This is a genomic window from Pseudomonas pichavaramensis (assembly GCF_050473265.1).
Lineage (GTDB): Bacteria > Pseudomonadota > Gammaproteobacteria > Pseudomonadales > Pseudomonadaceae > Aquipseudomonas.
The window spans coordinates 41,368-64,391 of the sequence record NZ_JBJKFJ010000012.1; the positions used below are offsets into that span (position 1 = coordinate 41,368).

16 protein-coding genes and 1 pseudogene are annotated in these 23,024 nt (G+C 62.4%); 6 read left to right on the forward strand and 11 right to left on the reverse strand.

Features of this window, described 5'->3' with window-relative positions:
- Positions 1-2 precede the first annotated feature (2 nt).
- Positions 3-1,721, forward strand: coding sequence for a D-lactate dehydrogenase (dld, locus tag ACJRW5_RS18825; RefSeq protein WP_484572018.1), 1,719 nt, complete (start codon positions 3-5; stop codon positions 1,719-1,721).
- Between the two features lie 193 nt (positions 1,722-1,914).
- Here the strand turns inward: dld and clpB are convergent, their stop codons facing one another.
- The 4 genes from clpB to ACJRW5_RS18845 form a co-directional block, all read right to left on the reverse strand.
- Positions 1,915-4,479, reverse strand: a complete 2,565-nt coding sequence (gene clpB / locus ACJRW5_RS18830; protein ID WP_484572019.1) for an ATP-dependent chaperone ClpB — start codon at positions 4,477-4,479, stop codon at positions 1,915-1,917.
- A 130-nt stretch (positions 4,480-4,609) separates the two neighbouring features.
- Positions 4,610-5,347 carry a nitroreductase family protein gene (locus ACJRW5_RS18835; protein WP_484572020.1) on the reverse strand — a complete coding sequence of 246 codons (738 nt, stop codon included), beginning with the start codon at positions 5,345-5,347 and terminating at the stop codon, positions 4,610-4,612.
- A gap of 132 nt (positions 5,348-5,479) precedes the next feature.
- A complete protein-coding gene (locus tag ACJRW5_RS18840; RefSeq protein ID WP_484572021.1) occupies positions 5,480-5,965 on the reverse strand; it encodes a glutathione peroxidase in 486 nt (161 codons plus the stop codon).
- Between the two features lie 168 nt (positions 5,966-6,133).
- Positions 6,134-6,619: an FKBP-type peptidyl-prolyl cis-trans isomerase gene (locus tag ACJRW5_RS18845; protein ID WP_484572022.1), complete on the reverse strand. Its 486-nt coding sequence runs from the start codon at positions 6,617-6,619 to the stop codon at positions 6,134-6,136.
- On the opposite strand from ACJRW5_RS18845, the pseudogene ACJRW5_RS18850 reads away from it, so the two are divergent.
- The 4 genes and pseudogenes from ACJRW5_RS18850 to ACJRW5_RS18865 all read left to right on the forward strand — a co-directional run bounded on the left by ACJRW5_RS18850 (position 6,588) and on the right by ACJRW5_RS18865 (position 11,337).
- Positions 6,588-6,915: pseudogene (locus ACJRW5_RS18850) on the forward strand (DUF3565 domain-containing protein). The gene ACJRW5_RS18845 and the pseudogene ACJRW5_RS18850 sit on opposite strands and share 32 nt — an antisense overlap.
- The gene (locus ACJRW5_RS18855; protein WP_484572023.1) at positions 6,916-8,100 is read left to right on the forward strand and encodes an acetate kinase; all 1,185 of its coding nucleotides are present in this window, start codon (positions 6,916-6,918) and stop codon (positions 8,098-8,100) included.
- A 9-nt stretch (positions 8,101-8,109) separates the two neighbouring features.
- Positions 8,110-10,203, forward strand: coding sequence for a phosphate acetyltransferase (gene pta, locus ACJRW5_RS18860; RefSeq protein WP_484572024.1), 2,094 nt, complete (start codon positions 8,110-8,112; stop codon positions 10,201-10,203).
- 237 nt (positions 10,204-10,440) lie between these two features.
- Positions 10,441-11,337, forward strand: a complete 897-nt coding sequence (locus tag ACJRW5_RS18865; protein WP_484572025.1) for an acyltransferase — start codon at positions 10,441-10,443, stop codon at positions 11,335-11,337.
- A gap of 113 nt (positions 11,338-11,450) precedes the next feature.
- Here ACJRW5_RS18865 and ACJRW5_RS18870 read toward each other — a convergent pair whose 3' ends face one another.
- The 6 genes from ACJRW5_RS18870 to ACJRW5_RS18895 all read right to left on the reverse strand — a co-directional run bounded on the left by ACJRW5_RS18870 (position 11,451) and on the right by ACJRW5_RS18895 (position 20,789).
- Positions 11,451-13,601 (reverse strand): putative bifunctional diguanylate cyclase/phosphodiesterase, encoded by a 2,151-nt coding sequence (locus ACJRW5_RS18870; protein ID WP_484572026.1) that lies wholly within the window; start codon positions 13,599-13,601, stop codon positions 11,451-11,453.
- Between the two features lie 44 nt (positions 13,602-13,645).
- Positions 13,646-17,350, reverse strand: coding sequence for a response regulator (locus ACJRW5_RS18875; RefSeq protein ID WP_484572027.1), 3,705 nt, complete (start codon positions 17,348-17,350; stop codon positions 13,646-13,648).
- Between the two features lie 233 nt (positions 17,351-17,583).
- A complete protein-coding gene (locus ACJRW5_RS18880) occupies positions 17,584-18,240 on the reverse strand; it encodes a YiaD family glycine zipper/OmpA-like lipoprotein (protein ID WP_484572028.1) in 657 nt (218 codons plus the stop codon).
- A 146-nt stretch (positions 18,241-18,386) separates the two neighbouring features.
- Entirely contained in the window at positions 18,387-19,055 is a 669-nt protein-coding gene (locus ACJRW5_RS18885) for a YiaD family glycine zipper/OmpA-like lipoprotein (protein WP_484572029.1), read from the reverse strand.
- A 64-nt stretch (positions 19,056-19,119) separates the two neighbouring features.
- Positions 19,120-19,767 carry an MBL fold metallo-hydrolase gene (locus ACJRW5_RS18890; protein WP_484572030.1) on the reverse strand — a complete coding sequence of 216 codons (648 nt, stop codon included), beginning with the start codon at positions 19,765-19,767 and terminating at the stop codon, positions 19,120-19,122.
- Positions 19,767-20,789 carry an AraC family transcriptional regulator gene (locus ACJRW5_RS18895; RefSeq protein WP_484572031.1) on the reverse strand — a complete coding sequence of 341 codons (1,023 nt, stop codon included), beginning with the start codon at positions 20,787-20,789 and terminating at the stop codon, positions 19,767-19,769. The genes ACJRW5_RS18890 and ACJRW5_RS18895 overlap by 1 nt, the downstream gene beginning before the upstream one ends.
- Before the next feature lie 213 nt (positions 20,790-21,002).
- On the opposite strand from ACJRW5_RS18895, the gene ACJRW5_RS18900 reads away from it, so the two are divergent.
- Positions 21,003-21,848 carry a metal-dependent hydrolase gene (locus ACJRW5_RS18900; protein ID WP_484572032.1) on the forward strand — a complete coding sequence of 282 codons (846 nt, stop codon included), beginning with the start codon at positions 21,003-21,005 and terminating at the stop codon, positions 21,846-21,848.
- Between the two features lie 231 nt (positions 21,849-22,079).
- On the opposite strand, the gene ACJRW5_RS18905 is transcribed toward ACJRW5_RS18900, so the two are convergent.
- On the reverse strand, positions 22,080-23,021 hold the full coding sequence (locus ACJRW5_RS18905; protein ID WP_484572033.1) for an alpha/beta fold hydrolase: 942 nt from the start codon (positions 23,019-23,021) through the stop codon (positions 22,080-22,082).
- Positions 23,022-23,024: the final 3 nt, after the last annotated feature.

The window sequence follows — 23,024 nt, forward strand, 5'->3', positions numbered from 1 at the left end:
CAATGACCGCTGCCGTCAGCACCACCCTGGCCCGTGATGACCTTCTGGCGCAGATGCGCCAGATCGTCGGCGCCAGCCATGTCATCACCGATGAGCAGGCCACGCGGCGCTTCCGCAAGGGCCATCGTACCGGCGAGGGCAATGTTCTCGCGGTGGTACGTCCGGGCTCGCTGCTGGAACAGTGGCGTATTCTGCAGGCGGCGGTCGCAGCCGATCGCATCGTCATCATGCAGGCGGCCAACACCGGTCTCACCGGCGGCTCCACGCCCGACGGCGCCGACTACGACCGCGAGATCGTGCTGATCAGCACCCTGCGCATCACGGGCGTGCAACTGATCAACGACGGTCAGCAGGTCGTGTGTTTACCCGGTGCCACCCTCGACCGCCTGGAACAGGCGCTGGCACCGCTGAACCGCGAGCCCCATTCGGTGATCGGCTCGTCCTGCATTGGCGCCTCGGTGCTCGGCGGTATCTGCAACAACTCCGGCGGCGCCCTGGTGCGCCGCGGCCCGGCCTACACCGAACTGGCGCTGTACGCGCAGGTAAAGGACGACGGCTCGCTGGAGCTGGTCAATCACCTGGGGATCGAGCTGGGCGACAGCCCCGAGGAAATCCTCAGCCGTCTGCAGAAAGGTGATTACACCCCGCAGCAGGTGCGCAATGCAGACACCGGCAAAGCCTCCGACGCACGCTACGGCGAGCACGTGCGCGACGTCGACGCCGATACTCCGGCACGTTTCAACGCCGACCCGTCACGCCTGTTCGAGGCCTCCGGCTCGGCCGGCAAACTGTGCCTGTTCGCCGTACGCCTGGACACCTTCCCGAAGGAACCGAGCACGGTATTCTACATCGGCAGCAACGACCCGCACGACCTGACCGAAGTGCGCCGTCACCTGCTGGCCAAGCTGCCGCGCCTGCCCATTGCCGGCGAATACATCCACCGCACCGCCTTCGACATCGGCGAGAAGTACGGCAAGGACACCTTCCTGGTGATCGACAAGTTCGGCACCGCCAAGGTACCGGCCGCCTTCGCCATGAAGAGTCGGGTAGACGGGTTCTTCGAGCGCTTTGGCCTGCGCGGGGTGACCGACAAGGTGATCCAGGCCGTGATGAACCTGCTGCCCAGTCACCTGCCGCAGCGCATGCGTGAGTACCGCGACCGCTTCGAGCATCACCTGCTGGTACGAGTGTCCAACGACACCCTGGAGCTGACCCGCACCTTCCTCGCCGAGTATTTCGCTGGCAGCAACAGCGGTGCCTACTTCGAGTGTGACGCAGAGGAAGGCCGCAAGGCATTCCTGCACCGCTTCGCCGTGGCCGGCGCGGCGATCCGCTACCGCGAGGCACATCGCAGCAGCGTCGAGGACATCCTCGCCCTGGACATCGCCCTGCGCCGCAACGACCGGGACTGGGTCGAGACGCTGCCGGACGAGATGGAAGAGCGAATCATACACAAGCTCTACTACGGGCACTTCTTCTGCCACGTGTTCCACCAGGACTACATCGTCAAGAAAGGCAACGACCCGATCGCCATGGAACATGCCATGTGGAAGCTATTGGACGCGCGCCGCGCCGAGTACCCGGCCGAACACAACGTCGGCCATCTGTACGTGGCCAAGCCGGCACTGGCTGGCTTCTACCGCGAACTGGACCCGACCAACAGCTTCAACCCCGGTATCGGTCACACTTCGAAGAAGAAGCATTGGGGCGATTGCTGCTAAGACGCCAAAGCTTTACGTAGGAGCGGCTTCAGCCGCGAACCGACCACGAACTTCGTGGCTGAAGCGGAATGCCGCCCAGCCGCTCCCACAAAAGCTCCGCAGCCGGATGCAATCGCGGCATCCGATGCCGATTCCCCTACAAAAACGAAGGCCCGCCGAATTGGCGGGCCTTTGCATTTAACGCAGCAACCGATCAGGCGAAGACGATCTCGTCGCCATCCACCTTGGCCTTGACCTGCACACCGGGGGCGAAGTCGCCAGCCAGGATGCGCTGCGCCAGCGGGTTCTCGATCCAGCGCTGGATCGCACGCTTGAGCGGACGCGCGCCATACACCGGGTCGTAACCGACGGCGATCAGCTTGTCGAGCGCCTCCGGCGTCAACTCCAGGCTCAGCTCACGCTCAGCCAGACGGCCACGCAGACGCTGCAGCTGAATCTCGGCGATGCCGGCGATCTGCTCGCGGCCCAGCGGCTCGAACACCACCACCTCGTCGATACGGTTGATGAACTCCGGACGGAAGTGGCTGCCCACCGCGTCCATCACCGCCGCACGCTGCGCTTCCTTGTCACCGACCAGCTCCTGAATCTGCGCCGAGCCGAGGTTGGAGGTCATAACGATGACGGTGTTCTTGAAGTCCACGGTACGCCCATGGCTGTCGGTCAGGCGGCCGTCTTCGAGCACCTGCAGAAGAACGTTGAACACGTCCGGGTGGGCCTTCTCCACCTCGTCCATGAGCACCACCGAGTACGGCTTGCGACGCACCGCTTCGGTCAGGTAGCCACCTTCCTCGTAGCCCACGTAGCCGGGCGGCGCACCGATCAGGCGGGCGACGCTGTGCTTCTCCATGAACTCGGACATGTCGATGCGCACCAGCGCTTCTTCGGTGTCGAAGAGGAACTCGGCCAGCGCCTTGCACAGCTCGGTCTTGCCCACCCCGGTCGGGCCGAGGAAGAGGAACGAGCCGCTCGGGCGGTTGGGGTCGGCCAGCCCGGCACGGGAACGCCGCACCGCGTTGGAAACCGCCACCACGGCCTCGTTCTGACCGATCACACGCTGGTGCAGCAGGCCTTCCATCTTCAGCAGTTTCTCGCGCTCGCCTTCAAGCATCTTGCTCACCGGGATCCCGGTCCACTTGGACACGACCTCGGCGATTTCCTCGTCGGTGACCTTGTTGCGCAGCAGCTGGTTCTCGCTCTTGCCATGCTGATCGACCATCTGCAGGCTGCGCTCCAGATCAGGGATCACACCGTACTGCAGCTCTGCCATGCGGTTGAGGTCACCCTTGCGCCGCGCGGCTTCCAGCTCGGTCCTGGCCTGCTCGATCTTCTGCTGGATTTGCGCCGAACCTTGCACCTCGGCCTTCTCCGACTTCCAGATCTCGTCGAGGTCCGCGTATTCCTTCTCCAGCTTGGCGATGTCGTCTTCCAGTTTGACCAGACGTTTCTTGGTCGCCTCGTCATCTTCCTTCTTCAGCGCCTCGCGCTCGATCTTCAGCTGAATCAGGCGACGATCCAGGCGATCCAGCTCCTCGGGCTTGGAGTCGATTTCCATGCGAATGCGGCTGGCCGCCTCGTCGATCAGGTCGATGGCCTTGTCCGGCAGCTGACGGTCGGTGATGTAGCGGTGGCTGAGCTTGGCCGCGGCGATGATCGCGCCATCGGTGATGGTCACCCCGTGGTGCACTTCATAGCGCTCCTTGAGGCCACGCAGGATGGCGATGGTGTCCTCCTCGCTCGGCTCGTCCACCAGCACCTTCTGGAAGCGGCGCTCCAGCGCGGCGTCCTTCTCGATGAACTGGCGGTATTCGTCCAGGGTGGTGGCACCGACGCAGTGCAGCTCACCGCGCGCCAGTGCCGGCTTGAGCATGTTGCCGGCATCCATGGCGCCCTCGGCCTTGCCGGCGCCGACCATGGTGTGCAGCTCGTCGATGAACAGGATGATGCGCCCTTCCTGCTTGCTCAGTTCGTTGAGCACTGCCTTGAGGCGCTCCTCGAACTCGCCGCGGAACTTGGCGCCGGCGATCAGCGCGCCCATGTCCAGCGACAGCAAGCGCTTGTCCTTGAGGCCGTCGGGCACTTCGCCGTTGATGATGCGCTGGGCCAGGCCCTCGGCGATGGCGGTCTTGCCCACGCCGGGCTCGCCGATCAGCACCGGGTTGTTCTTGGTGCGCCGCTGCAACACCTGAATGGTGCGGCGAATCTCGTCGTCACGGCCGATCACCGGGTCGAGCTTGCCGTCCTCGGCACGCTTGGTCAGGTCGACGGTGTACTTGTCCAGCGCCTGGCGCGACTCCTCGATATTGGGGTCGTTGACTGCCTGGCCGCCGCGCAGGTTGGCGATGGCGTTTTCCAGGGCCTTCTTCGACACGCCCTGACCGAGCAGCAGCTTGCCCAGCTTGCTGTTCTCATCCATGGCGGCGAGCAGCACCAGCTCGCTGGAGATGAACTGGTCACCCTTCTGCTGGGCCAGGCGGTCGGCCTGGTTGAGCAGGCGCGCCAGGTCCTGCGACAGGTTGATGTCGCCGGTGGGGTTCTGCAGTTTGCCGAGCTGATCCAGCTCGCGGGTCAGGCCCTGACGCAGGCTGTTGATGTCGAAACCGACCTGCATCAGCAGCGGCTTGATGGAACCGCCCTGCTGCTCGAGCAGCGCCTGCATCAGGTGCAGCGGTTCGATGGCGGCATGATCCATGCCCACGGCCAGGGATTGGGCGTCGGAGAGTGCAAGTTGCAGCTTGCTGGTCAAACGATCGATACGCATAAATGTCCTTCCTCCAGAAGAGCGGGCCGGGACTACATCCCCGAAAACCGATACCCGCCGAGATGAAGACTAGATAAGGACGATTACGCCGTATTCAAGATCAGGCGATTTGATCCAGATCAACCGCGACTCATAGCCAGGTGACCTGCTGCTCGAGCGGGAAGCGCAAACGTGGGTTGTATATACCCTTATCACCCTGGCGACCGACGGCCAGGAGCATGATCGGTATCGCCTGGCGCGGAATATCCAGCACATGGCGCAGGCGCACTTCGTCGAAACCTTCCATCGGGCAAGTTGCATAACCATGGCTCTGGAAGGCCAGCATCAGGTTCTCCGCCGCCAGTGCAGTGGACTTCACCGCCCACAAACGCATGTCCGCCTTGCTGTTGGGCGTACGCATCAGGGCCTTGCGCAATCCCACCAGGCGCACCAATTGGCGCTTGAACAGCCCGAGCAGGCCCATTGGCCCCTGGTTGTACTGAAACGGCGCCGTCTTGCTGTAGAAACTGCGAATACGCGCCGGCACCTGCTCTTCGGGCCAGTAGTCGATGATGTTCTGGCAAGCCTGACGCCAGGTATCCGGGCGCGCCAACACGGCGATAATCAACGGCGCGCGTGCAGCGTTCTGGCCCATGCAGACCGGGTGCAGCTTCGCCAGCAGAGCCGGCTCACGAATGATCTGAAAGCTCCATGGCTGCAGGTTGCAGGAGTTCGGCGCCAGCACGGCCAACTCCAAGCAGTCGCGGATCACTTCCTCCGGCACCGATTCCGGGCTGAAACGGCGCACCGCCCGGCGACTCTCAATCAGCACGCGCAGTTCGACCGGCGAGGCGGCGGCAGGCTGGTGCTCGTTGGAAAAGCTGGTCATCGGTGCACTCCTCGGCAAGTCGTCCGATTAAGCAATCGTGCGAGCGCACGAACAAGAGCGCATGAAGAAACGGCCGCGAATTTGGCCGATTAACGGCGCCTGCACCTCATTGGAGAATGCAGGCGCAGCCACTTAGAGGCCGAGAGCTTTCTCGACAGCCTGGGTCAGCGCCGGATCATCCGGCGTGGTTCGTGGTGAGAAGCGCGCCAGCACACGGCCGTCCTGACCAACCAGAAACTTCTCGAAGTTCCAGGTGATATCGCCGGGAAACTCGGCGCCCTCACCGGCAAGCAGACGATACAACGGATGGCGCCCCGGACCGTTGACCTCCAACTTGCTGCCCAACGGAAAGGTCACCCCGTAGTTGAGGCTGCAGAACTCGCGAATTTCTTCCTCGCTGCCTGGCTCCTGACCTGCGAACTGGTTGCAGGGCACGCCGAGCACCGTGAATCCATTGCCCTTGTACTGCTGGTAGAGTTTTTCCAGCCCGGCGTATTGAGGTGTCAGGCCACACTTGGAGGCAACGTTGACCACCAAGACAACCTGACCCTTGTAGGGCGCCAGCGGCAGTTCCTGGCCGTCCAGCGCACGGAGATTGAGATCGTGAAAGGCACTCATGACGAACTTCCTCAGCGAATTCAGTGCGGCGGATGCGGGGCTCTGAAACGGTTGATACAGAGACATCGGGCATACATGAAAAAGGCGCCCTAAGGCGCCTTGATCGCAAGCTTCAGCTTAGCAGTGGTTCCGCCAGGGGGAACGACCGCAAGTCGCCCGACAGGCAACTCAGTGGTGATGACCACCTTCGCCGTGAATGTGACCATGGGCCACTTCTTCCTGGCTGGCGTCACGCACGTTAACCACCTTGACCTTGAAGTTCAGACGCTGGCCCGCCAGCGGGTGGTTGCCGTCTACGGTCACTTCATCGCCGTCGATGTCGCGGATGGTGACGATCTGCATGCTGCCGTCCGGACCGGAAGCGTGGAACTGCATGCCCACTTCCAGGGTGTCGACGCCTTCGAACATGGCGCGGCTCAGGGTAGCGACCAGCTCGGCGCTGTATTCGCCGTAGGCCTCTTCCGGCTCGACGGAGACTTCGACTTCGTCACCGGCCTGTTTGCCCACCAGAGCCTTCTCCAGGCCGACGATGATGTTGCCGGCGCCATGCAGGTACACCAGTGGCGCGCCGCCGGAGGAGCTGTCGATCACCTCGCCGGCATCGTTGGTCAGGGTATAGTCGATGGAGACGGCCTTGTTGGCGGCGATCAGCATGGGGAGACCTTTTGCGAAAGATAAATGAACGAACAAGTCTAACCAAGGCTGACCACGATTGCGACCCAACTCCAGACAAACGGGCCGTGCGTATCGTTGATTTTCGTCAGGATGAGCATGGCGACTGGGTGGCAGTCTTGTCGTGTGGCCATACTCAGCACGTCCGCCACCGACCACCCTGGCACAATCGGGCCTGGGTACTCGATCCCGAGCAGCGCCAGGCCAGAATAGGTAGCCCATTCGCCTGTGGCTGGTGTGCCCAGGATCGGTCGCACGAAGCCCCCAAGGAAACTTAAATGTCGGCACGCAACATTCTGGTGATCAACTGCGGCAGTTCGTCGATCAAGTTCGCGTTGGTCAACGAAGCGCAGGAAACCTTCATTCTCAGCGGTCTGGCCGAGCGCCTGGGCAGCCCCGAAGCGGTGCTGCACTGGCAGTTGGGAGATAACAGGGACAGCCTGGTGCTACCCGGCGCCGATCATCGCCAGGCCCTGTCCCACTTGTTACCGCTGGTGCAGCAGGCAGCGGCTGGTGAACTGCATGGCATTGGCCACCGCGTGGTACATGGCGGTGAATACTTCTCCGGCGCCAGCCGCCTGGACGCCGCCAGCCTGCAGGCGATCCGGCAGATCGCACCGCTGGCGCCATTGCACAACCCGGCCAACCTGCACGGCATAGAGGCGGCGATGAAGCTGTTTCCCGATCTGGTTCAAGTCGCGGTCTTCGACACCGCCTTCCATCAGAGCCTGCCCGAGCACGCCTTCCGCTACGCCGTGCCGCAGGCGCTGTATGCCGAACACGGTGTCCGGCGCTACGGTTTTCACGGCACCAGCCACCGTTATGTCAGCCAGAAGGCCGCGCAGATGAGCGGTCTGGCAATCGAAGCAAGTAGCTGGCTGGTCGCCCACCTGGGCAATGGCAGCTCCACCTGTGCCGTGGAAAACGGCCACAGCCGCGATACCAGCATGGGGCTGACACCACTCGAGGGCCTGGTAATGGGCACACGCAGCGGCGACGTCGACCCTAACCTGCACAGCCACCTGGCGCGCACCCTGGGCTGGAGCCTGGAACAGATCGACGCCATGCTCAACCACGACAGCGGCCTGCTTGGCCTCTCCGGCCTGTCCAATGACATGCGCACGCTGGAACTGGCGCGCGAGCAAGGCCACACAGGCGCGAGCCTGGCCATCGAAGTGTTCTGCTACCGACTAGCAAAATCGCTGGCGGCCATGAGCTGCGCCCTGCAGCGTCTCGATGGCGTGGTCTTCACCGGAGGCATCGGCGAGAACTCGGCGCTGATTCGGCGCAAGACCCTCGACCATCTCGGCCTGCTCGGGCTGCAGCTCGATGAGCAGGCCAATGCCCGCTGCGTACGTGGCATCGCCGGCGCAATTCACGCAGAAGGCCACCCGCGTGTGCTGGTGGTGCCGACCAATGAAGAGCGGCAGATCGCCCTCGACACTCTTGCCCTGCTCGACTGAGGCTTTTTCATGCATACATTCTTCATCGCCCCCACCGGTTTCGGTGTCGGTCTCACGTCCATCAGCCTCGGCCTGGTCGGTGCGCTGGAACGCAGCGGCCTCAAGGTCGGCTTCTTCAAGCCCATCGCCCAGCCGCATGCCGGCGACCTCGGTCCGGAGCGCTCCAGCGAACTGGTGGCACGCACCCACGGCCTGCACTCACCCAAGCCGCTGCCACTGAGCCATGTCGAGCGTATGCTCGGCGACGGCCAGCTCGATGAACTACTGGAGGAGATCATCAGCCTCTACGAACAGGCAGCCGCCGGCAAGGACGTGGTCATCGTCGAAGGTATGGTGCCAACGCGTCACGCCAGCTACGCGGCACGGGTCAACTTCCATCTGGCCAAGAGCCTGGACGCCGACGTGATTCTGGTCAGCGCGCCGGAGGACGAGAGCCTTACCGAACTGTCCGACCGCGTGGAGATCCAGGCCCAGCTGTTCGGCGGTCTCAAGGATCCCAAGGTGCTCGGCGTGATCCTCAACAAGGTGCGCAGCGAAGACGGCATCGAAGCCTTCGCCGAGCGCCTGGAAGAGTTCTCGCCACTGCTCAAGACCGGCGACTTCCGCCTGCTCGGCTGCATTCCCTGGCAGGATGAGTTGAATGCACCGCGCACCAAGGACATTGCCGAACTTCTCGGCGCGCGCATCCTCAATGCCGGCGACTACGAACAACGACGCATGATGAAGATCGTGCTCTGCGCCCGCGCCGTGGCCAACAGCGTGCAGTTGCTCAAGCCCGGTACCCTGGTGGTGACCCCCGGTGACCGTGACGACATCATTCTTTCAGCCTGCCTGGCCGCAATGAACGGCGTGCCGCTGGCCGGTCTGCTGCTGTGCAGCGACTCCGCCCCCGACCCGCGCATCATGGAGCTGTGCCAGGGCGCCCTGGCCAGCGGCCTGCCAGTGATGACGGTGAGCACCGGCTCCTACGACACCGCCACCAACCTCAACCGCCTGAACAAGGAAATCCCGCTGGATGACCGCGAGCGCGCGGAGAAAGTCTCCGACTTCGTCGCCGGCCACATCGACCATGACTGGCTGAGTACCCGCTGCGGCACACCACGCGAGCTGCGCCTGTCGCCACCGGCGTTTCGTTACCAGTTGGTGCAACGGGCCAAGGCTGCAGCCAAGCGCATCGTTCTGCCCGAGGGCAGCGAACCGCGCACCGTGCTGGCTGCCGCCATCTGCCAGGCACGCGGCATCGCCCGCTGCGTGTTGCTGGCCAAGCCGGAAGAGGTGCAGGCCGTTGCGCGCGCGCAAGGTATCGAGCTGCCGGATGGGCTGGAAATTCTCGACCCGGACCTGATACGCGGCCGCTATGTCGAACCGATGGTCGAGTTGCGCAAGGGCAAGGGACTCAACGCGCCGATGGCCGAGGCACAACTGGAAGACACCGTGGTGCTGGGCACCATGATGCTGGCGCTGGACGAGGTGGACGGCCTGGTCTCCGGCGCTATCCACACCACAGCCAACACCATTCGCCCCGCCCTGCAGCTGATCAAGACCGCACCAGGCTACAACCTGGTGTCCTCGGTGTTCTTCATGCTGCTGCCGGACCAGGTGCTGGTCTATGGCGACTGCGCGGTGAACCCCGACCCCAACGCCGAACAACTGGCGGAGATCGCCCTGCAGAGCGCAGCCTCCGCCCAGGCCTTCGGCATTCCCCCGAGAGTGGCCATGCTCAGCTACTCCACCGGTGACTCCGGCAGCGGCGAGGAAGTGGAAAAGGTCCGCGCCGCGACCCGCCTGGCTCGCGAGAAACGCCCGGAGCTACTGCTCGACGGCCCGCTGCAGTACGATGCCGCCGCCATCGAAAGCGTCGGCCGACAGAAAGCACCTAATAGCCCGGTCGCCGGTCGTGCCACTGTATTCGTGTTCCCCGACCTGAATACCGGCAACACCACCTACAAGGCCGTGCAGCGCAGCGCCGAGTGCATCAGCGTCGGCCCCATGCTGCAGGGCCTGCGCAAGCCGGTGAACGATCTGTCGCGCGGGGCACTGGTCGATGACATCGTCTACACCATCGCCCTGACGGCGATTCAGGCTGCCGACCGGCCGAGCTGAGTGCGGGTACGGACGTAGGGTGCGCCCTGCGCACCGCGCGGGGCGCCCCCTACGAGCAGATGGACCAACGGGTCACCACTGGCACTTGCAGGTCAGTGCACAACCGTTACCCTTGGCGCCAAACCAGCTCGCCGCACGGAACGCCGCAGCTCTTGCAAACGAAACGGGGCTCAGAGAAAGCCCCCATTCTCAGGCTGCCCGCCGGGCGCGCAGCCTGCTTACGGAGGCGTTCGCCCGATGCTGCACTTTCTCCCTGCGCCGCTACGCGGCCTGATCGCCGGGCTGTTGCTGGCACTCAACACCCTGTTCTGGTGCTGGCCGTTGTTCTTCGTCGCGCTGCTGAAACTGCTGCTGCCCTTCGCCACCATCCAACGTGCGCTGCGCTTTCTCATGCACGGCATCGCCGAAAGCTGGATAGGCGTGAACAAATTCTGGATGCGCCTGGTTGGCCATATCGAATGGAAGATCGAGGGCCTGGAACGTTTCGATACCCGTCACTCCTATCTGGTGACCAGTAACCATCAGAGTTGGGTCGACATTCTGGTGTTGCAGTACCTGCTCAACCGACGCATGCCGCTGCTGAAGTTCTTCCTCAAACAGGAGCTGATCTGGGTGCCGGTAATCGGCCTGTGCTGGTGGGCGCTGGAGTTTCCCTTCATGAAGCGCTTCAGCAAGGAATACCTGGCCAAATATCCGGAAAAGCGTGGCCAGGATCTGGCGACCACACGCAAGGCCTGCGCGCGTTACAAGACCAACCCGGTGGCGGTGTTCAACTTCCTCGAAGGCACGCGCCTGACTCCGGCCAAGCATGCCCAGCAGCAATCACCGTTCAAGTACCTGCTCAAGCCCAAAGCCGGCGGCATTGCCTTCGTACTCGACGCCATGGGCGAGCAGCTGCACGCCATCGTCAACGTCACCATCCACTACCCACATGGTGTGCCCGGCTTCTGGGACCTGCTCAGCGGGCGCCTGGATGCTGTAGAAGTGCGTTTCAAGCAGGTCGACATTCCAGGCGAATTCATCGGTCGCAATTACGATCAGGACGAAAGCTACCGCCTGGCGTTCCAGCAGTGGGTCAACCGCCTGTGGCAAGAAAAGGATGCGGAGCTGGCCGAACTTGACCAGAACGCCTAAGCGCCAACCTCGGCGCTCCTGGCGGATCATGGCCCTGGATTGCGTCCGGCTACGGTAAGGTGCGTCGTACGCGCCTGATCTTTCGCCGATGCCGGGCGGTGCGCGTCGCGCACCTAGGGTTTAGGCCCGGATAGCGGCAGCTGACTCCAGTCCAGCTGCGCCGGTATGTGCAATGCGGCATCGGCCGCGATACCCGGAGCCACCAGAAACCCCTGCATGATGCTGCAGTGATGCTGCGTCAGCCACTCCCGCTGGGCCTGGGTTTCAACACCCTCGGCGATGACCTCCAGGCCCAGGTGATGCCCCAGATCGATGATGGTGCTGACCACCGCGGCATCACGCGGTGAGTCGAGCATATTGCTGATGAACAGTCGGTCGATCTTCAGCGTGTCCAGCTCGAAATGGCGCAAGTAAGCCAATGACGAATAACCGGTGCCGAAATCATCGATGGCGATCTTCACCCCCAACTCGCGCAGGTGCCGCAGTTGTGCCTGAGTCAGCTCAAGATCCTGCATCAAGGCACTTTCGGTGACCTCCACCTCCAGCTGACTGGGTTTGAGGCCATGAATTTCCAGCACGCGCTGCAGATCGGTAACCAACTGCGGCATGCCGAACTGCACCGGGCTGACGTTGAGACTCAGCACCATGTCCTCGCCGAACTGACGCTTGAATACGGCCAATTGCCTGGCACCTTCGCGGAAGATCCACTCGCCCACGCGGTTTATCAGCCTGGTTTCCTCCAGCAAGGGAATGAACACGTTCGGCGCCACGGTGCCGGCCACCCGATGCTGCCAGCGCAGCAGCGCTTCGAAGCCACGCAGACGCCCGCTCGCCAGCTCGAACTGCGGCTGATAGACCAGCACGAAATCGTCATTCTCGATGGCGTGGCGCAGGCTTTCCTCGAGCATCAGTCGAGAGCGCGCGCGACCGTTCATCTCAGGCGAGAAGAAGCGGTACTGCTGGCGCCCGGCACGCTTTGCCTCGTACATGGCCATATCGGCAGAGCGCAGCAGGCCTTCGACACTCTGCCCGCATTCCGGAAAGCAAGCGATGCCGACGCTGGCGCCGAGGGTGAAATCCACACCGTCGAGGGTATGCCGTACCGATACCAGCTCGATCAGTTTTTCCGCGACCTTGGCGGCATCCTCCGGATGACCCAGGTTGTCCAGCAACGCGGTGAATTCATCGCCACCAATGCGCGCCAGGCTGTCGTAGGGGCGCAGGCACGCCTTGAGCTGTTCGCCCACCCGGCGCAGCAACTGGTCGCCAACGTCATGGCCAAGTGAGTCGTTGATGCGCTTGAAACCATCCAGATCCAGATAGAGCACCGCGACCCGCTGGCCGCTGCGTTCGATGCGCGCCAGTGCCGACTCCAGGGCCTGATGGAAACCGCGCCGGTTGAGCAGCCCCGTGAGTGAATCGGTTACCGCCTGCGACTCCAGCTGCGCGTGCAGGTTACGCACCACCGACATGTCCAGCGCGATCAGCACCATGGCCCGCTGCAACCTTGGTAGCGGAGAACAGGACAGCGCCACCGGCAGGCAGCCGCCGTCGAATGTGCGCAGCATGGCCTCATGCACGCGGTAAGTCGCTTCACGCCTGAAGTGCAGATAGAACTCCGACTGCAACCAGCCATCATCACTGATGGGGTTCTTGAGGAAGGACAGCAGCTCAGCGCCCTCAAGGTCGCCTACCTCGCCATTGAGCATCTGCGCCATGGCTGGATTGGCGAACTGGATACGGCCATCCTCACCGACCACCAGAATGCCCTCTGCGGCATTGGCCAGCACCGAAGCATTGAAGGCGCGCGCGCTATCGAGCTGCTGGGTAAGCTGCTGCAATTCGATACGGTTGCTTTCGTGCTCCAGCAGGCTGTGAATCTTGTGACGCAGCACGCTGGGGTCGAACGGTTTGAGAACGAAGTCCACGGCCCCTGTGCTGTAGCCACGCAACACCGCTTCATGGGTCTGCGCGATGGCGGAGACGAAAATGATGGGCGTCAGCCGGGTACGCGGGTTGCCGCGCATCAGTCGCGCGACTTCAAAGCCATCCATGCCAGGCATCTGCACATCCAGCAGCACCAACCCGACATCCTCTTCGAGCAAACAGCGCAGGGCTTCTTCGCCCGAGCTGGCGCAGCGCAATTGCCACTCGCCATCCTCGAGCAGCGCCTGCATGGCTTCAAGATTTTCTACACGGTCATCCACCACCAGCAGAACCTGCCTGGCGGGTACGGCGGCGGTCTTGCTCTGCGCCTGGGCCATCGTTACTCCCCTATCCTTCGCCCTTGCACCAATCACTCCTGTCTTCAGGGTAGATCATTGCCAGGTGATGGCACGGATGACGTACCCAACCAGCGCTCCAGCAACGCCAGCAGATCATCACGCTTGACCGGTTTGGCCATGTAATCGTCTGCACCGGCGGTGATGCACTTCTCGCGATCGCCCTTCATCGCGTGAGCCGTCAGCGCGATGATGGGTATCTCGCAGCCATGCTCCTGCTTGAGCAGGCGCGTAGCGGTATAGCCGTCCATATTGGGCATCGCCATGTCCATCAGGATCAGGTCGAAGGTATCGCGCTGATAGCAGGCGATGGCCTCCAGGCCATCCTTCGCAGAACTGACCTGCAAGCCAACCTCGTCCAGCAGAGCGGTCAGAGCGTAGACGTTGCGCACATCATCATCGACCAACAGAATGCGTCTGCCCTGCAGGGGATTTGCCTGCTGCGGTGTGCGCACTTCGCCCAGGAACCCTTGCACCGCCTGGCACAGCGCATCGGTGTCATCGCCATGCTTGCGCACCACGACCGCGCTGTAGCGGCGCAGACGCTGCAGGGTCTGCTGGGTAACGTCCACACCGGTGTTGATGACGAGACGCGTACCTTGCAGCGGGCGAAGCTGGTTGAGACTGTCGAGCAGCGCGAAACCATCCTGATCAGGCAGATCGAGATCAATCACCAGCGCGCAGAACTGCCCCTGCACGTATGCCAAGCGCGCCTGTTCGCCACTTGCGCAACTGGTGACCTGAAAGCCCAGTTCGGTCAGTTGCTGGCGGTAGTGTTCACGCTCTACCTCGACATCCTCCACAAGCAGCAACGCTCGTTCATGCGCAGCACCATGCTGCAGCTCGACGAAGACCTGTTCCAATTCATCGCGGCCGATGGGCTTGACCAGATAACGCGTACCGTCGTCATTCCACCCTGCTGGTTGAGGTACGCAGGAGATGATATGCACCGGTGTGTGACGGTGTGTCGGTTGCGCGCGCAGTCGTCGGAACAGCTGCCAGCCACTGAGATCCGGCAGCAGGATGTCGAGAATCACCGCATTGAAGGATTCCTGCTGCAGTAATCCGAGCGCCTGCATTCCGGTGCGACAGTGAACGCTGGAAAACCCGTGGGAATGAGCTTCTTCGGCGATCACTGCAGCGAAATTGGCATCATCTTCGACGATCAGCAGAGGCGGCCCTTCCCCTGCGCGCTGCGGCCCCTCGACAGGTACTTCGGCACTGACCACCCCTGCCTGCACCGGCAACCTGACCGTGAAGGTCGAGCCCTGCCCCGGCGCGCTTTGCAGGCTGATATCGCCATCCAGGGCGAGGATCAGTTGACGGGTGATCGCCAGTCCCAACCCAGTGCCACCGAAACGCCGGCTGGTCGAACCGTCGATCTGCTGGAAGGCCTGGAATATCTGCTCGTGTTGCGATGGATCGATGCCGATACCGCTGTCACGAACACTGAAACACAACAGCTCGCGCTCATCCTCCAGACGCCCCTGGCTGCTCACCGTCAGCGTGACCTCACCCTGATCGGTGAACTTCAGCGCGTTGGAAAGGAGGTTGCGCAATATCTGATGCAACCGTACCCGGTCGGTATGGATGATGCGCGGCACACCGGCGTCAAGCTGGGTATGCAGACGCAAACCTTTGAGCTCCGCCATGGGGCGCAAGCTGGCATCCAACTCCACCAGCACGTCCTGCATGTTGATCGGTTCGAGCTTGAGTTGCACTCGCCCGGACTCGACCTTGGCCAGATCCAGTACATCATTGATCAACTGCAGCAGATCGCTGCCGGCACGATGGACGATATCGGCATGCTTGGCCTGCTTTTCCGTGAGATTTCCCGCCAGGTTCTGCCGCAACTGGTCGCTGAGAATCAGGATGCTGTTGAGCGGAGTACGCAGCTCATGGGACATGTTGGCGAGAAATTCGGACTTGTAGCGGTTGGCCAACAACAACTGCTCGGCTTGCTCACGCAGCTTCTGCTCGGCAGCCTTGCGCTCGCTGATATCGATGATGACCGCCTGCACCAGATTTTCGTCGCCACTGCGAATGGGAGAGAGACCGACCTCGAGAGGGATCATGCGCCCTTCACGGTGCTGGCCGAACAACTCACGGTTACCCCCCATTCGCCGTTGCTCAGGCATCGCCTGATAACCGCGGCGCAGCCCTACATGGCTGCCCCGTTGAGCGGCGGGGAGCAGCATCTCGACCGGTTCGCCGAGCAGCATCTGCCGCTCATAACCGAAAAGCAGTTCGGTCTGCCTGTTGACCATGGCGATGCGCCCGAGCCCGTCCACCAGAACGATGGCGTTCGGCGAAGCCTCGACCACCAGGCGAAAGCGCTCCTCTGCCACCTTGCGCGCACGCAGGTCGACCAGGTTGATCAAATAGCTGCCGCCCTCGTGCAGAGGATTGAGGCTGATACTGACCGGAACGAGATCACCCCGTAGCGTGCGCACCGTGCGCTCATCACTTTCGGCCAATTGCTCCTGCAGTTCCTTGGGAGACTCGATACTCGGCAGTACGCGCAGGATGGATTCGCCCGGTAGTGCATTGAGCGTGCAGTCGAACAGCTCGGCGGCACTGCGGTTGGCCATCTCGATGCGCCCCTTGGCATCGCAGAGCAGAGTCGCAACCGGCAAACGTTCCAGTAGCAGACGGAAACGCTCCTCACGCTCGCGCAAGGCCAGGGTAGAACGCTCGCTGATCTGCAATTTGCGTTCGCGCTGGTAAAGAAATCCGCCCACCAGCAGCGACAACAGCAGAGTGGCCGCCAGTCCGGCCCAGAGGCCAAGAGTCCCCGTGCGTTCCCTCAGGCTACGCTCGTACTCGGGCGTTCCGACTATCTCCAGCGCCCAGACCCGTCCATACAGGGGCAACTCCAGATTGCGGCGGAACCGGGGCTCCCAGCCATCGTCCGGCAAAAAGCCATCCAGCAAGGCGACATCCGGAGCCCCCTGATCCTTGAGGTGCACGTCGAACAAGCGTCCCTGCGCCGCCAGAATGCCTTCCATCAGGTCATGGCTGCGGAATGCACCGTGAATGATGCCCAGCAACGCCTCCCGACGCTGTTCGAACGTATTGAGTGGTACGCCTTGGCGGAACACCGGCAGGAACAGCAGCACCCCCTGCTGGACGTTGACATCGGTTTCCTGACGCAGCACCACCGGCCCACTCAAACTGGCATCGCCGGTTTCAAGGCTGCGCTCTATGGACTGCTGCCTACTGGCCTCGCTGAGCATGTCAAAGCCGAGTACTCGGCGATTGCGCCAGTCCAGAGGGCTCACATAGTCGATCGGCAAATAGTGGTCCCGCTCCCCGGCGGGAAAGACCTGATAATCAAGACGCCCGTCAGCGTTCAACTCAGCTCGAAAATCATCCAGTTGCGCTGGCGTCAGATAACGCGACCAGGCCACCGCCTGGATACCCGGATAGCGGTCTTGCAGTTGCAGTTGATCCAGCGCCCTTTCCCACTCGGCGGGAGAAACGCGATCACTTCCCGTCATCAGCCCGGAAACGCCACGCAGAACCATTTCATAAGCCTGCATACGCGCCATTACCCGCTGGCCGATATCCTGCGCTTCAAGCTCGAAACGGTGCCGGTTGTCCTCCCATTCGCGCTCTTGCAGGGTGTTCCATTGCCAGAAAATCAAGCCTCCCAGCCCCAACAGCAAGCCCAACGCAACCAGCAAAGGCGTCCATGGCCGAGGTGGCCGCTCGACAGCTCTGTCTTCCATTCGCTCTCCTTCGGTCATCCAGAACCAACGCGCCCGGCCTGCGCCCGCGCGGACTTTGCAGAACCACTGCTAGCATTCTAGTCAGGTTTTGAATGGATGGCCTTTTGCCAGAGGAGAGACGACAAGCGGTCGGAGATAACCGCCAGCTCTTCGCGGCTGATGCTCAGCGAGCGGGCCGCAGACAAATGAAAAAGCCCCCGGGGAACGGAGGCTTTTCTGCTACGTAATAGCTGTTACAGCGGACGCAGGTTGATCTCTACACGACGGTTCTGGGCGCGTCCGGCCTCGCTGGCGTTGCTGGCAATCGGTTGGCTCGGGCCAGCACCGTAGGCGGAGATTCGCTGGCCAGGCACGCCATTGGCGGTCAGGTAGTTGGCCACGCTCTGCGCACGACGCTGCGACAGGCTCTGGTTGAGCTCTTGCGAACCGGTACTGTCGGTATGGCCGACAATGTTCACCCCGTTCTTGTCGAACTCCTTGAATACCAGCACGAGCGAATTGAGGGTCTGATAGAAACCACTGGAAATATCGGCCGAATTGCTGGCGAAGGTGATATTGCCCGGCATGATCAGTTTCAGATCATCGCCAATGCGCTGTACCTGCACCCCTGTACCTTGCAAGGTCTGGCGCAGCTTGGCTTCCTGAGTGTCGACGTAGTAACCGTAACCGCCACCGGCTGCGCCGCCAACGGCAGCACCAATCAAGGCTCCCTTGGCACGGTCTTTCTTGCTTGAAGTCGCCGCTCCGATCACCGCACCGGTTACGGCGCCGACGCCACCATAGATCCCCGCTTTACCGGCCTGCTGCTCACCGGTGTACGGATTGGTGGTGCAGCCAGCCATGATGGCCATGACCGCAGTGACTGCGATCAGATTACGCCTGGTCTTCATAACGTTTCCTTAGGATTTCTTCTGGTATCGGGCAGACATGCCGCCATCTTCGAGCCGCTAGAGGGCGGCGAAGTTCAACCTAAGCTTACCAGCCAACGCGTGGCAGGACTGCGACGCAGGGCAGATCCCCTGCCCGGCCGCCATGGCTATTGCACACCGGGTAACGGCCGCAGCGTCACTTCTACGCGACGGTTCTGCGCACGGCCCTCAACCGTCGCATTGCTGGCCACCGGCTGATCTGGCCCCATACCGCGGGTGCTCAGACGCCCCGGATCGACACCCTGAGCGAGCAGGTAATCGGCGACGCTCTGCGCACGGCGCTGCGACAGATCCATGTTGTAGCTGTGCGAGCCGGTACTGTCGGTATGCCCCACGATTTCGATGCTGTTCTGGTTGTACTGACGGAAGGAGTTGGCGAGGTTATTCAACGGTTGGTAGAAGCTGCTGGCGATCTGCGCAGAGTCTGTGGCGAAGGTGATGTTGCCTGGCATGACCAGCTGAATCACATCGCCCTGACGCTGCACCTCGACGCCAGTGCCCTGCATGCTGCGACGCAGCTCTTCTTCCTGCTTGTCGGCGTAATAACCATAACCAGCTGCAGCTGCGCCAGCCACTGCGGCGCCGATCAGGGCCCCCTTGCCGCGGTTATCGTGGTTGATCAAGGCGCCCGCCGCCGCACCCGCGAGCGCACCGATACCGCCGTAGGTCGCGGTGCGATTGGTACTGGGCGCGCTCTGATCGTAAGGATTCTGCGAAGCGCAGCCGGCCAGCAGCAGCGCAGAGGAGCAAAGGACAATCAAGGAGGAACGGAACATGAAGGCATCTCCATGAACGGGGGGATGATGGCCTTTTGATCGACATTTCCTCGATTAGTGCCCGTCAGGCGCGAATAAAGGGGTTCTCGCGCATCTCGTCGCCCAGCCGCGTATCGGGGCCATGGCCAGTCACCACGGTGGCATCTTCATCGAGCCTGTACAGACGTTGCTTGATCGAGCGCTCGATGGTGGCGTAGTCGCCGCCCCACAGATCAGTGCGGCCGATACCTCGGCGAAACAGCGTATCGCCCGCGATCAGCAGCTTGGCCTCTTCGAACCAGAAGCTCATCGAGCCCGGCGTGTGCCCAGGCGTATGCAGCGCTACGCCACAGCCGCAGGCCAGCGCCTCATCGTCATCCAGCCAGCGGTCCGGGGCCGGCACCGGCGTGTAGGGCACACCAAACATGCGGCACTGCATCTCGAGGTTGTCCCAGAGAAACTGATCGTCCTTGTGCAAATGCAGCGTGGCGCCAGTTTTCTCCTTCATCTGCCCGGAGGCCAGGAAGTGATCGAGATGGGCATGCGTGTGAATGATGCTCACGACCTTGAGCCCGTGGGCCTCCAGACGCGCCATGATCAGATCGGGATTGCCACCCGGGTCGACCACGATGGCCTTCTTCGTCAGCGGGTCACCGATGATGGTGCAGTTGCACTGCAAAGGCCCTACGGGGAAGGTTTCGCGGATCAGGGCTGGGCGTTCGGCGGTGCTCATCAGGTGGCCTCGTTTCGATAGTCGCCAGGCAGTTTACCGGTCCACTTGCGGAATGCACGACGGAAGTTGGATGAGTCGCTGAAGCCCAGCAACTGAGCGATCTCATAAAGGGGTAAGTGGGTAGTGGTCAGGTATTGCAAGGCCAGGCGCTTGCGCACGTCATCGAGCACCTGCTGGTAACTGGTGCCCATCTGCGCCAGATGCCGGCGCAGGCTGCGGCCACTGGTATGCAGAGCACGCGCAGCGCTGTCCAGGTCAGGGAAGTCGCCAGGGCGGGCCAGCAACAGTCGACGCACCCGAGTCAGCAACGCATCCTGCACATCGAGACTGGCCAGCAGCGCTTCGCACTGCTGCTCGCACATCTGTACCGTGGCCGGGTTGGCCAGGGCCATGGGGCGATCCAGATAATGCCGCGGTAAGCGTAGCCAGTGGCAGGGCTGCTCGAACTGGGCCGCGACGCCGAACACCTCGACATAGCGCTCAGCATACTCCGGCGCGGCATGCGCAAAGCCAACGGCGAGCCCTTGCAACGCTTCGCCCAGCAGAAAGCGCGCGATGGTGTGAATGCTGGTCAACAACCCCTCGGCGGCAAAACGCGATTGCCCGCCCATGGGGAAGGACTCGACCGCCCGCAACTCCATGGCATCGCCCTGCTCCACCAGCTCCAGCTCATACGCCAGGCCGAGTACGCGGTAATACTTCAAGGCAAACTGCAGCGCCTTGCCCAGATCCGCGCTGGACAGCACAGCATAGCCGAGGATGCCATGGGTGGAGACATTGAGGCGTTGCCCCAGCACCAGGCCGAGTGCCGGTTCATCACAGCGCTCCAGTGCGGCCTGGGTCAGCAGGTGGAAGTCGAGGAAGGACAGCCGGCCATTGGGGCTGGCCAGTACTTCGGGGCGTACTTGTGCGGCGGCAAACAGTTCGGCGCGTGTCTGGCCCAGCTCTTCGCTCAGCGCCAACAATGCCTCGGCGTAGGCCACAGGTACCAGTTCGGCAGTGAGGTTGAGGGCGTGCTTCATGAATGGGCTGTTCCGGCAACTGGCCGTAAATGACCGTCCTGAACACAAACCTTAACCCAGCGAATCACTGTTCGCGGTTGTACTGCCGCCCTAACTTTCTGCTGGAAAACGGCACTGGCCAGATATGACTGTCACCTTGGCTGTTACGAACCTGTGACGAGCCGCGCATGGCGCCCATAGTGGACGCCAGTCAAACAGCGCAATGGAGCCCTCATGGCCAGTACCACACCGGACGGTTTGCAGATTCGCCCCAGACACATGGACTTCGATCTGCCCAACCCGCTGCCACGCCACTGGAACGGCGGCGACGCCTTCAAGACCCATCTGTTCGACGCCATGTCGGTGTTGTTTCCCGACGGCGAACGTTTCTTCATCGATTCGGTGCGCCAGTTCCGCGACCGTATCGACGACCCTGTGCTCAAGGAACAGATTCGCGGCTTCATCGGCCAGGAAGGCCATCACAGCCGCGAGCACCTCGAGTACAGCCAGCGTCTGCGTGACCTCGGTTATAACGTTGAGCGCATCGAGAAGCGTGCCCGCGCGCGCATCCGCTATACGCAGAAGAAGTTCTCGCCACAGCGGCAACTGGCCGCGACCGCGGCGCTGGAACACATCACCGCGATCATGGCCGATGGCCTGCTGCGAAACGATGCGCACATGGCCGACGCCCATCCCACCCTGGCTCGCCTGTGGCGCTGGCATGCGCTGGAGGAGACCGAGCACAAGGCCGTGGCCTTCGACGTTTACAACCAGGTATGCGGCAGTCGCAAGCTGCTGCGCCGGGCAATGCTCATGGGCACCTTCTTCTTCGTGCTCGATACCACCCGGGGCCTGGCGCACATGCTCAAAGTCGATGGTCTGCTGTGGAACTGGCGCGTATGGCGCGACGGTATCCGCTGGATGTGGGGCAAGGAAGGCGTTTTCCGCCCGCTGATCAGCACCTACCTGGACTTCTTCAAGGACGGTTTCCACCCCTGGGAGCACAACAACCTCGACCTGCTGCACGCCACTCGTGAGGAGTTCGACGGCACACTGCAGTCCCAGGCCAGCGCCGCCTGAAGCGTGCAGCTGCCAAGCGATGCATGAAAAAGCCCGGCTCTGGCCTAATGCTGATCAGAAAGCCGCTTTGCGTAGGAGCCCCGGGGCGAAGCGCTTCGACTCCGCGTCGTACGGGTTCGCAGCGGGGCGCTGCTCCTGCACATTCGACACATTGGAGCTTAACTGACTGGCATTAGACTCTGGCGGGCTTTTTCATGGCCCGGATGTCTCCGGGCCACTTCCAGGGCGCGCTCACCCGCTCAGAAACCTCATCGCATCGGCGGCGCTCTGCTCGGGAATTTCCTCCATGGGGATGTGCCCGACGCCTGGGTAGACCTTGACCTGAATCCCCGGCAGATCACGCCGCCATAACGGCACGTGGCGAGGCGAAATCCAGCGATCACACTCGCCCCACATCAGCAAGGTTGGCGCCGTGATCTGCGCGACCTGCTCAGGCGTCGCGTGCAGTTCTTCCTTATTGACCTTCAGCAGCACACGGAAGATATCCATCATGCCGCGACGGTTACCCGGCCTGCGCGACAGGTCGTAGTAGCGATCGACCACACCTGGCTTGATACGCCCCGGTTCGCCATAGACCTCCTTGATGCCCTGAGCGATCAATGCACGCGGCATCCACATCGGCATGGCCAGGGTAGCGCCAGGCAAGGCGGCGGCGGCAATCATCCAGGGCACCTTGTGCATGGGGTAACCGGCCGGGTCGATGAGTACCAGCTTGCCGACCCGCTGCGGTTGGGCCAGGGCGAAGTTCCAGGCGATGTAACCACCCAGGGAGTTGCCGGAAATGTCGGCCTTCTCCACCTGCAGGTAATCGAGCAACAAGCCCAGCACATGAATCATGCGCTCAGCCGAGTAGCGGCCATCACGCGCAGGCCCGGTCAGGCCGAAGCCTGGGACATCGAAGCGGATGATGCGGTAGTCAGGGGCGAAGGCCTGCACCCAGCCATCCCAGGTGTGCAGCGAGGCGACCACGCCATGGATCATCACCAGGGTCGGCTTGTCGCGACTGCCCTCGTCACGGTAATGAATGTTGAAGCCGTCGAGTTCGATATAGCGCGAGCCCTGGGCCGCGTTGCCATAGCGCTCCTTGAGGCGTTCCAGAGGCAAGGCGCCAAAGCCCAAACGGGCCAAGCCGGCAGCAAGAGGCGGCTGCAAGGACAGGCTGTTAACGGTCATGCT

Excerpts from the sequence above, each read along its gene's own strand:
- ACJRW5_RS18905 (WP_484572033.1), bottom strand. The coding sequence starts at position 23,021 with ATGACCGTTAACAGCCTGTCCTTGCAGCCGCCTCTTGCTGCCGGCTTG.
- ACJRW5_RS18885 (WP_484572029.1), bottom strand. The coding sequence starts at position 19,055 with ATGTTCCGTTCCTCCTTGATTGTCCTTTGCTCCTCTGCGCTGCTGCTG.
- ACJRW5_RS18845 (WP_484572022.1), bottom strand. The coding sequence starts at position 6,619 with ATGCTGATCGCCGCCAACAAGGCCGTCTCCATCGACTATACCCTGACC.
- ACJRW5_RS18870 (WP_484572026.1), bottom strand. The coding sequence starts at position 13,601 with ATGGCCCAGGCGCAGAGCAAGACCGCCGCCGTACCCGCCAGGCAGGTT.
- ACJRW5_RS18890 (WP_484572030.1), bottom strand. The coding sequence starts at position 19,767 with ATGAGCACCGCCGAACGCCCAGCCCTGATCCGCGAAACCTTCCCCGTA.
- ACJRW5_RS18880 (WP_484572028.1), bottom strand. The coding sequence starts at position 18,240 with ATGAAGACCAGGCGTAATCTGATCGCAGTCACTGCGGTCATGGCCATC.
- ACJRW5_RS18840 (WP_484572021.1), bottom strand. The coding sequence starts at position 5,965 with ATGAGTGCCTTTCACGATCTCAATCTCCGTGCGCTGGACGGCCAGGAA.
- ACJRW5_RS18900 (WP_484572032.1), top strand. The coding sequence starts at position 21,003 with ATGGCCAGTACCACACCGGACGGTTTGCAGATTCGCCCCAGACACATG.
- pta (WP_484572024.1), top strand. The coding sequence starts at position 8,110 with ATGCATACATTCTTCATCGCCCCCACCGGTTTCGGTGTCGGTCTCACG.
- ACJRW5_RS18855 (WP_484572023.1), top strand. The coding sequence starts at position 6,916 with ATGTCGGCACGCAACATTCTGGTGATCAACTGCGGCAGTTCGTCGATC.
- ACJRW5_RS18875 (WP_484572027.1), bottom strand. The coding sequence starts at position 17,350 with ATGGAAGACAGAGCTGTCGAGCGGCCACCTCGGCCATGGACGCCTTTG.
- clpB (WP_484572019.1), bottom strand. The coding sequence starts at position 4,479 with ATGCGTATCGATCGTTTGACCAGCAAGCTGCAACTTGCACTCTCCGAC.
- dld (WP_484572018.1), top strand. The coding sequence starts at position 3 with ATGACCGCTGCCGTCAGCACCACCCTGGCCCGTGATGACCTTCTGGCG.
- ACJRW5_RS18865 (WP_484572025.1), top strand. The coding sequence starts at position 10,441 with ATGCTGCACTTTCTCCCTGCGCCGCTACGCGGCCTGATCGCCGGGCTG.
- ACJRW5_RS18835 (WP_484572020.1), bottom strand. The coding sequence starts at position 5,347 with ATGACCAGCTTTTCCAACGAGCACCAGCCTGCCGCCGCCTCGCCGGTC.
- ACJRW5_RS18895 (WP_484572031.1), bottom strand. The coding sequence starts at position 20,789 with ATGAAGCACGCCCTCAACCTCACTGCCGAACTGGTACCTGTGGCCTAC.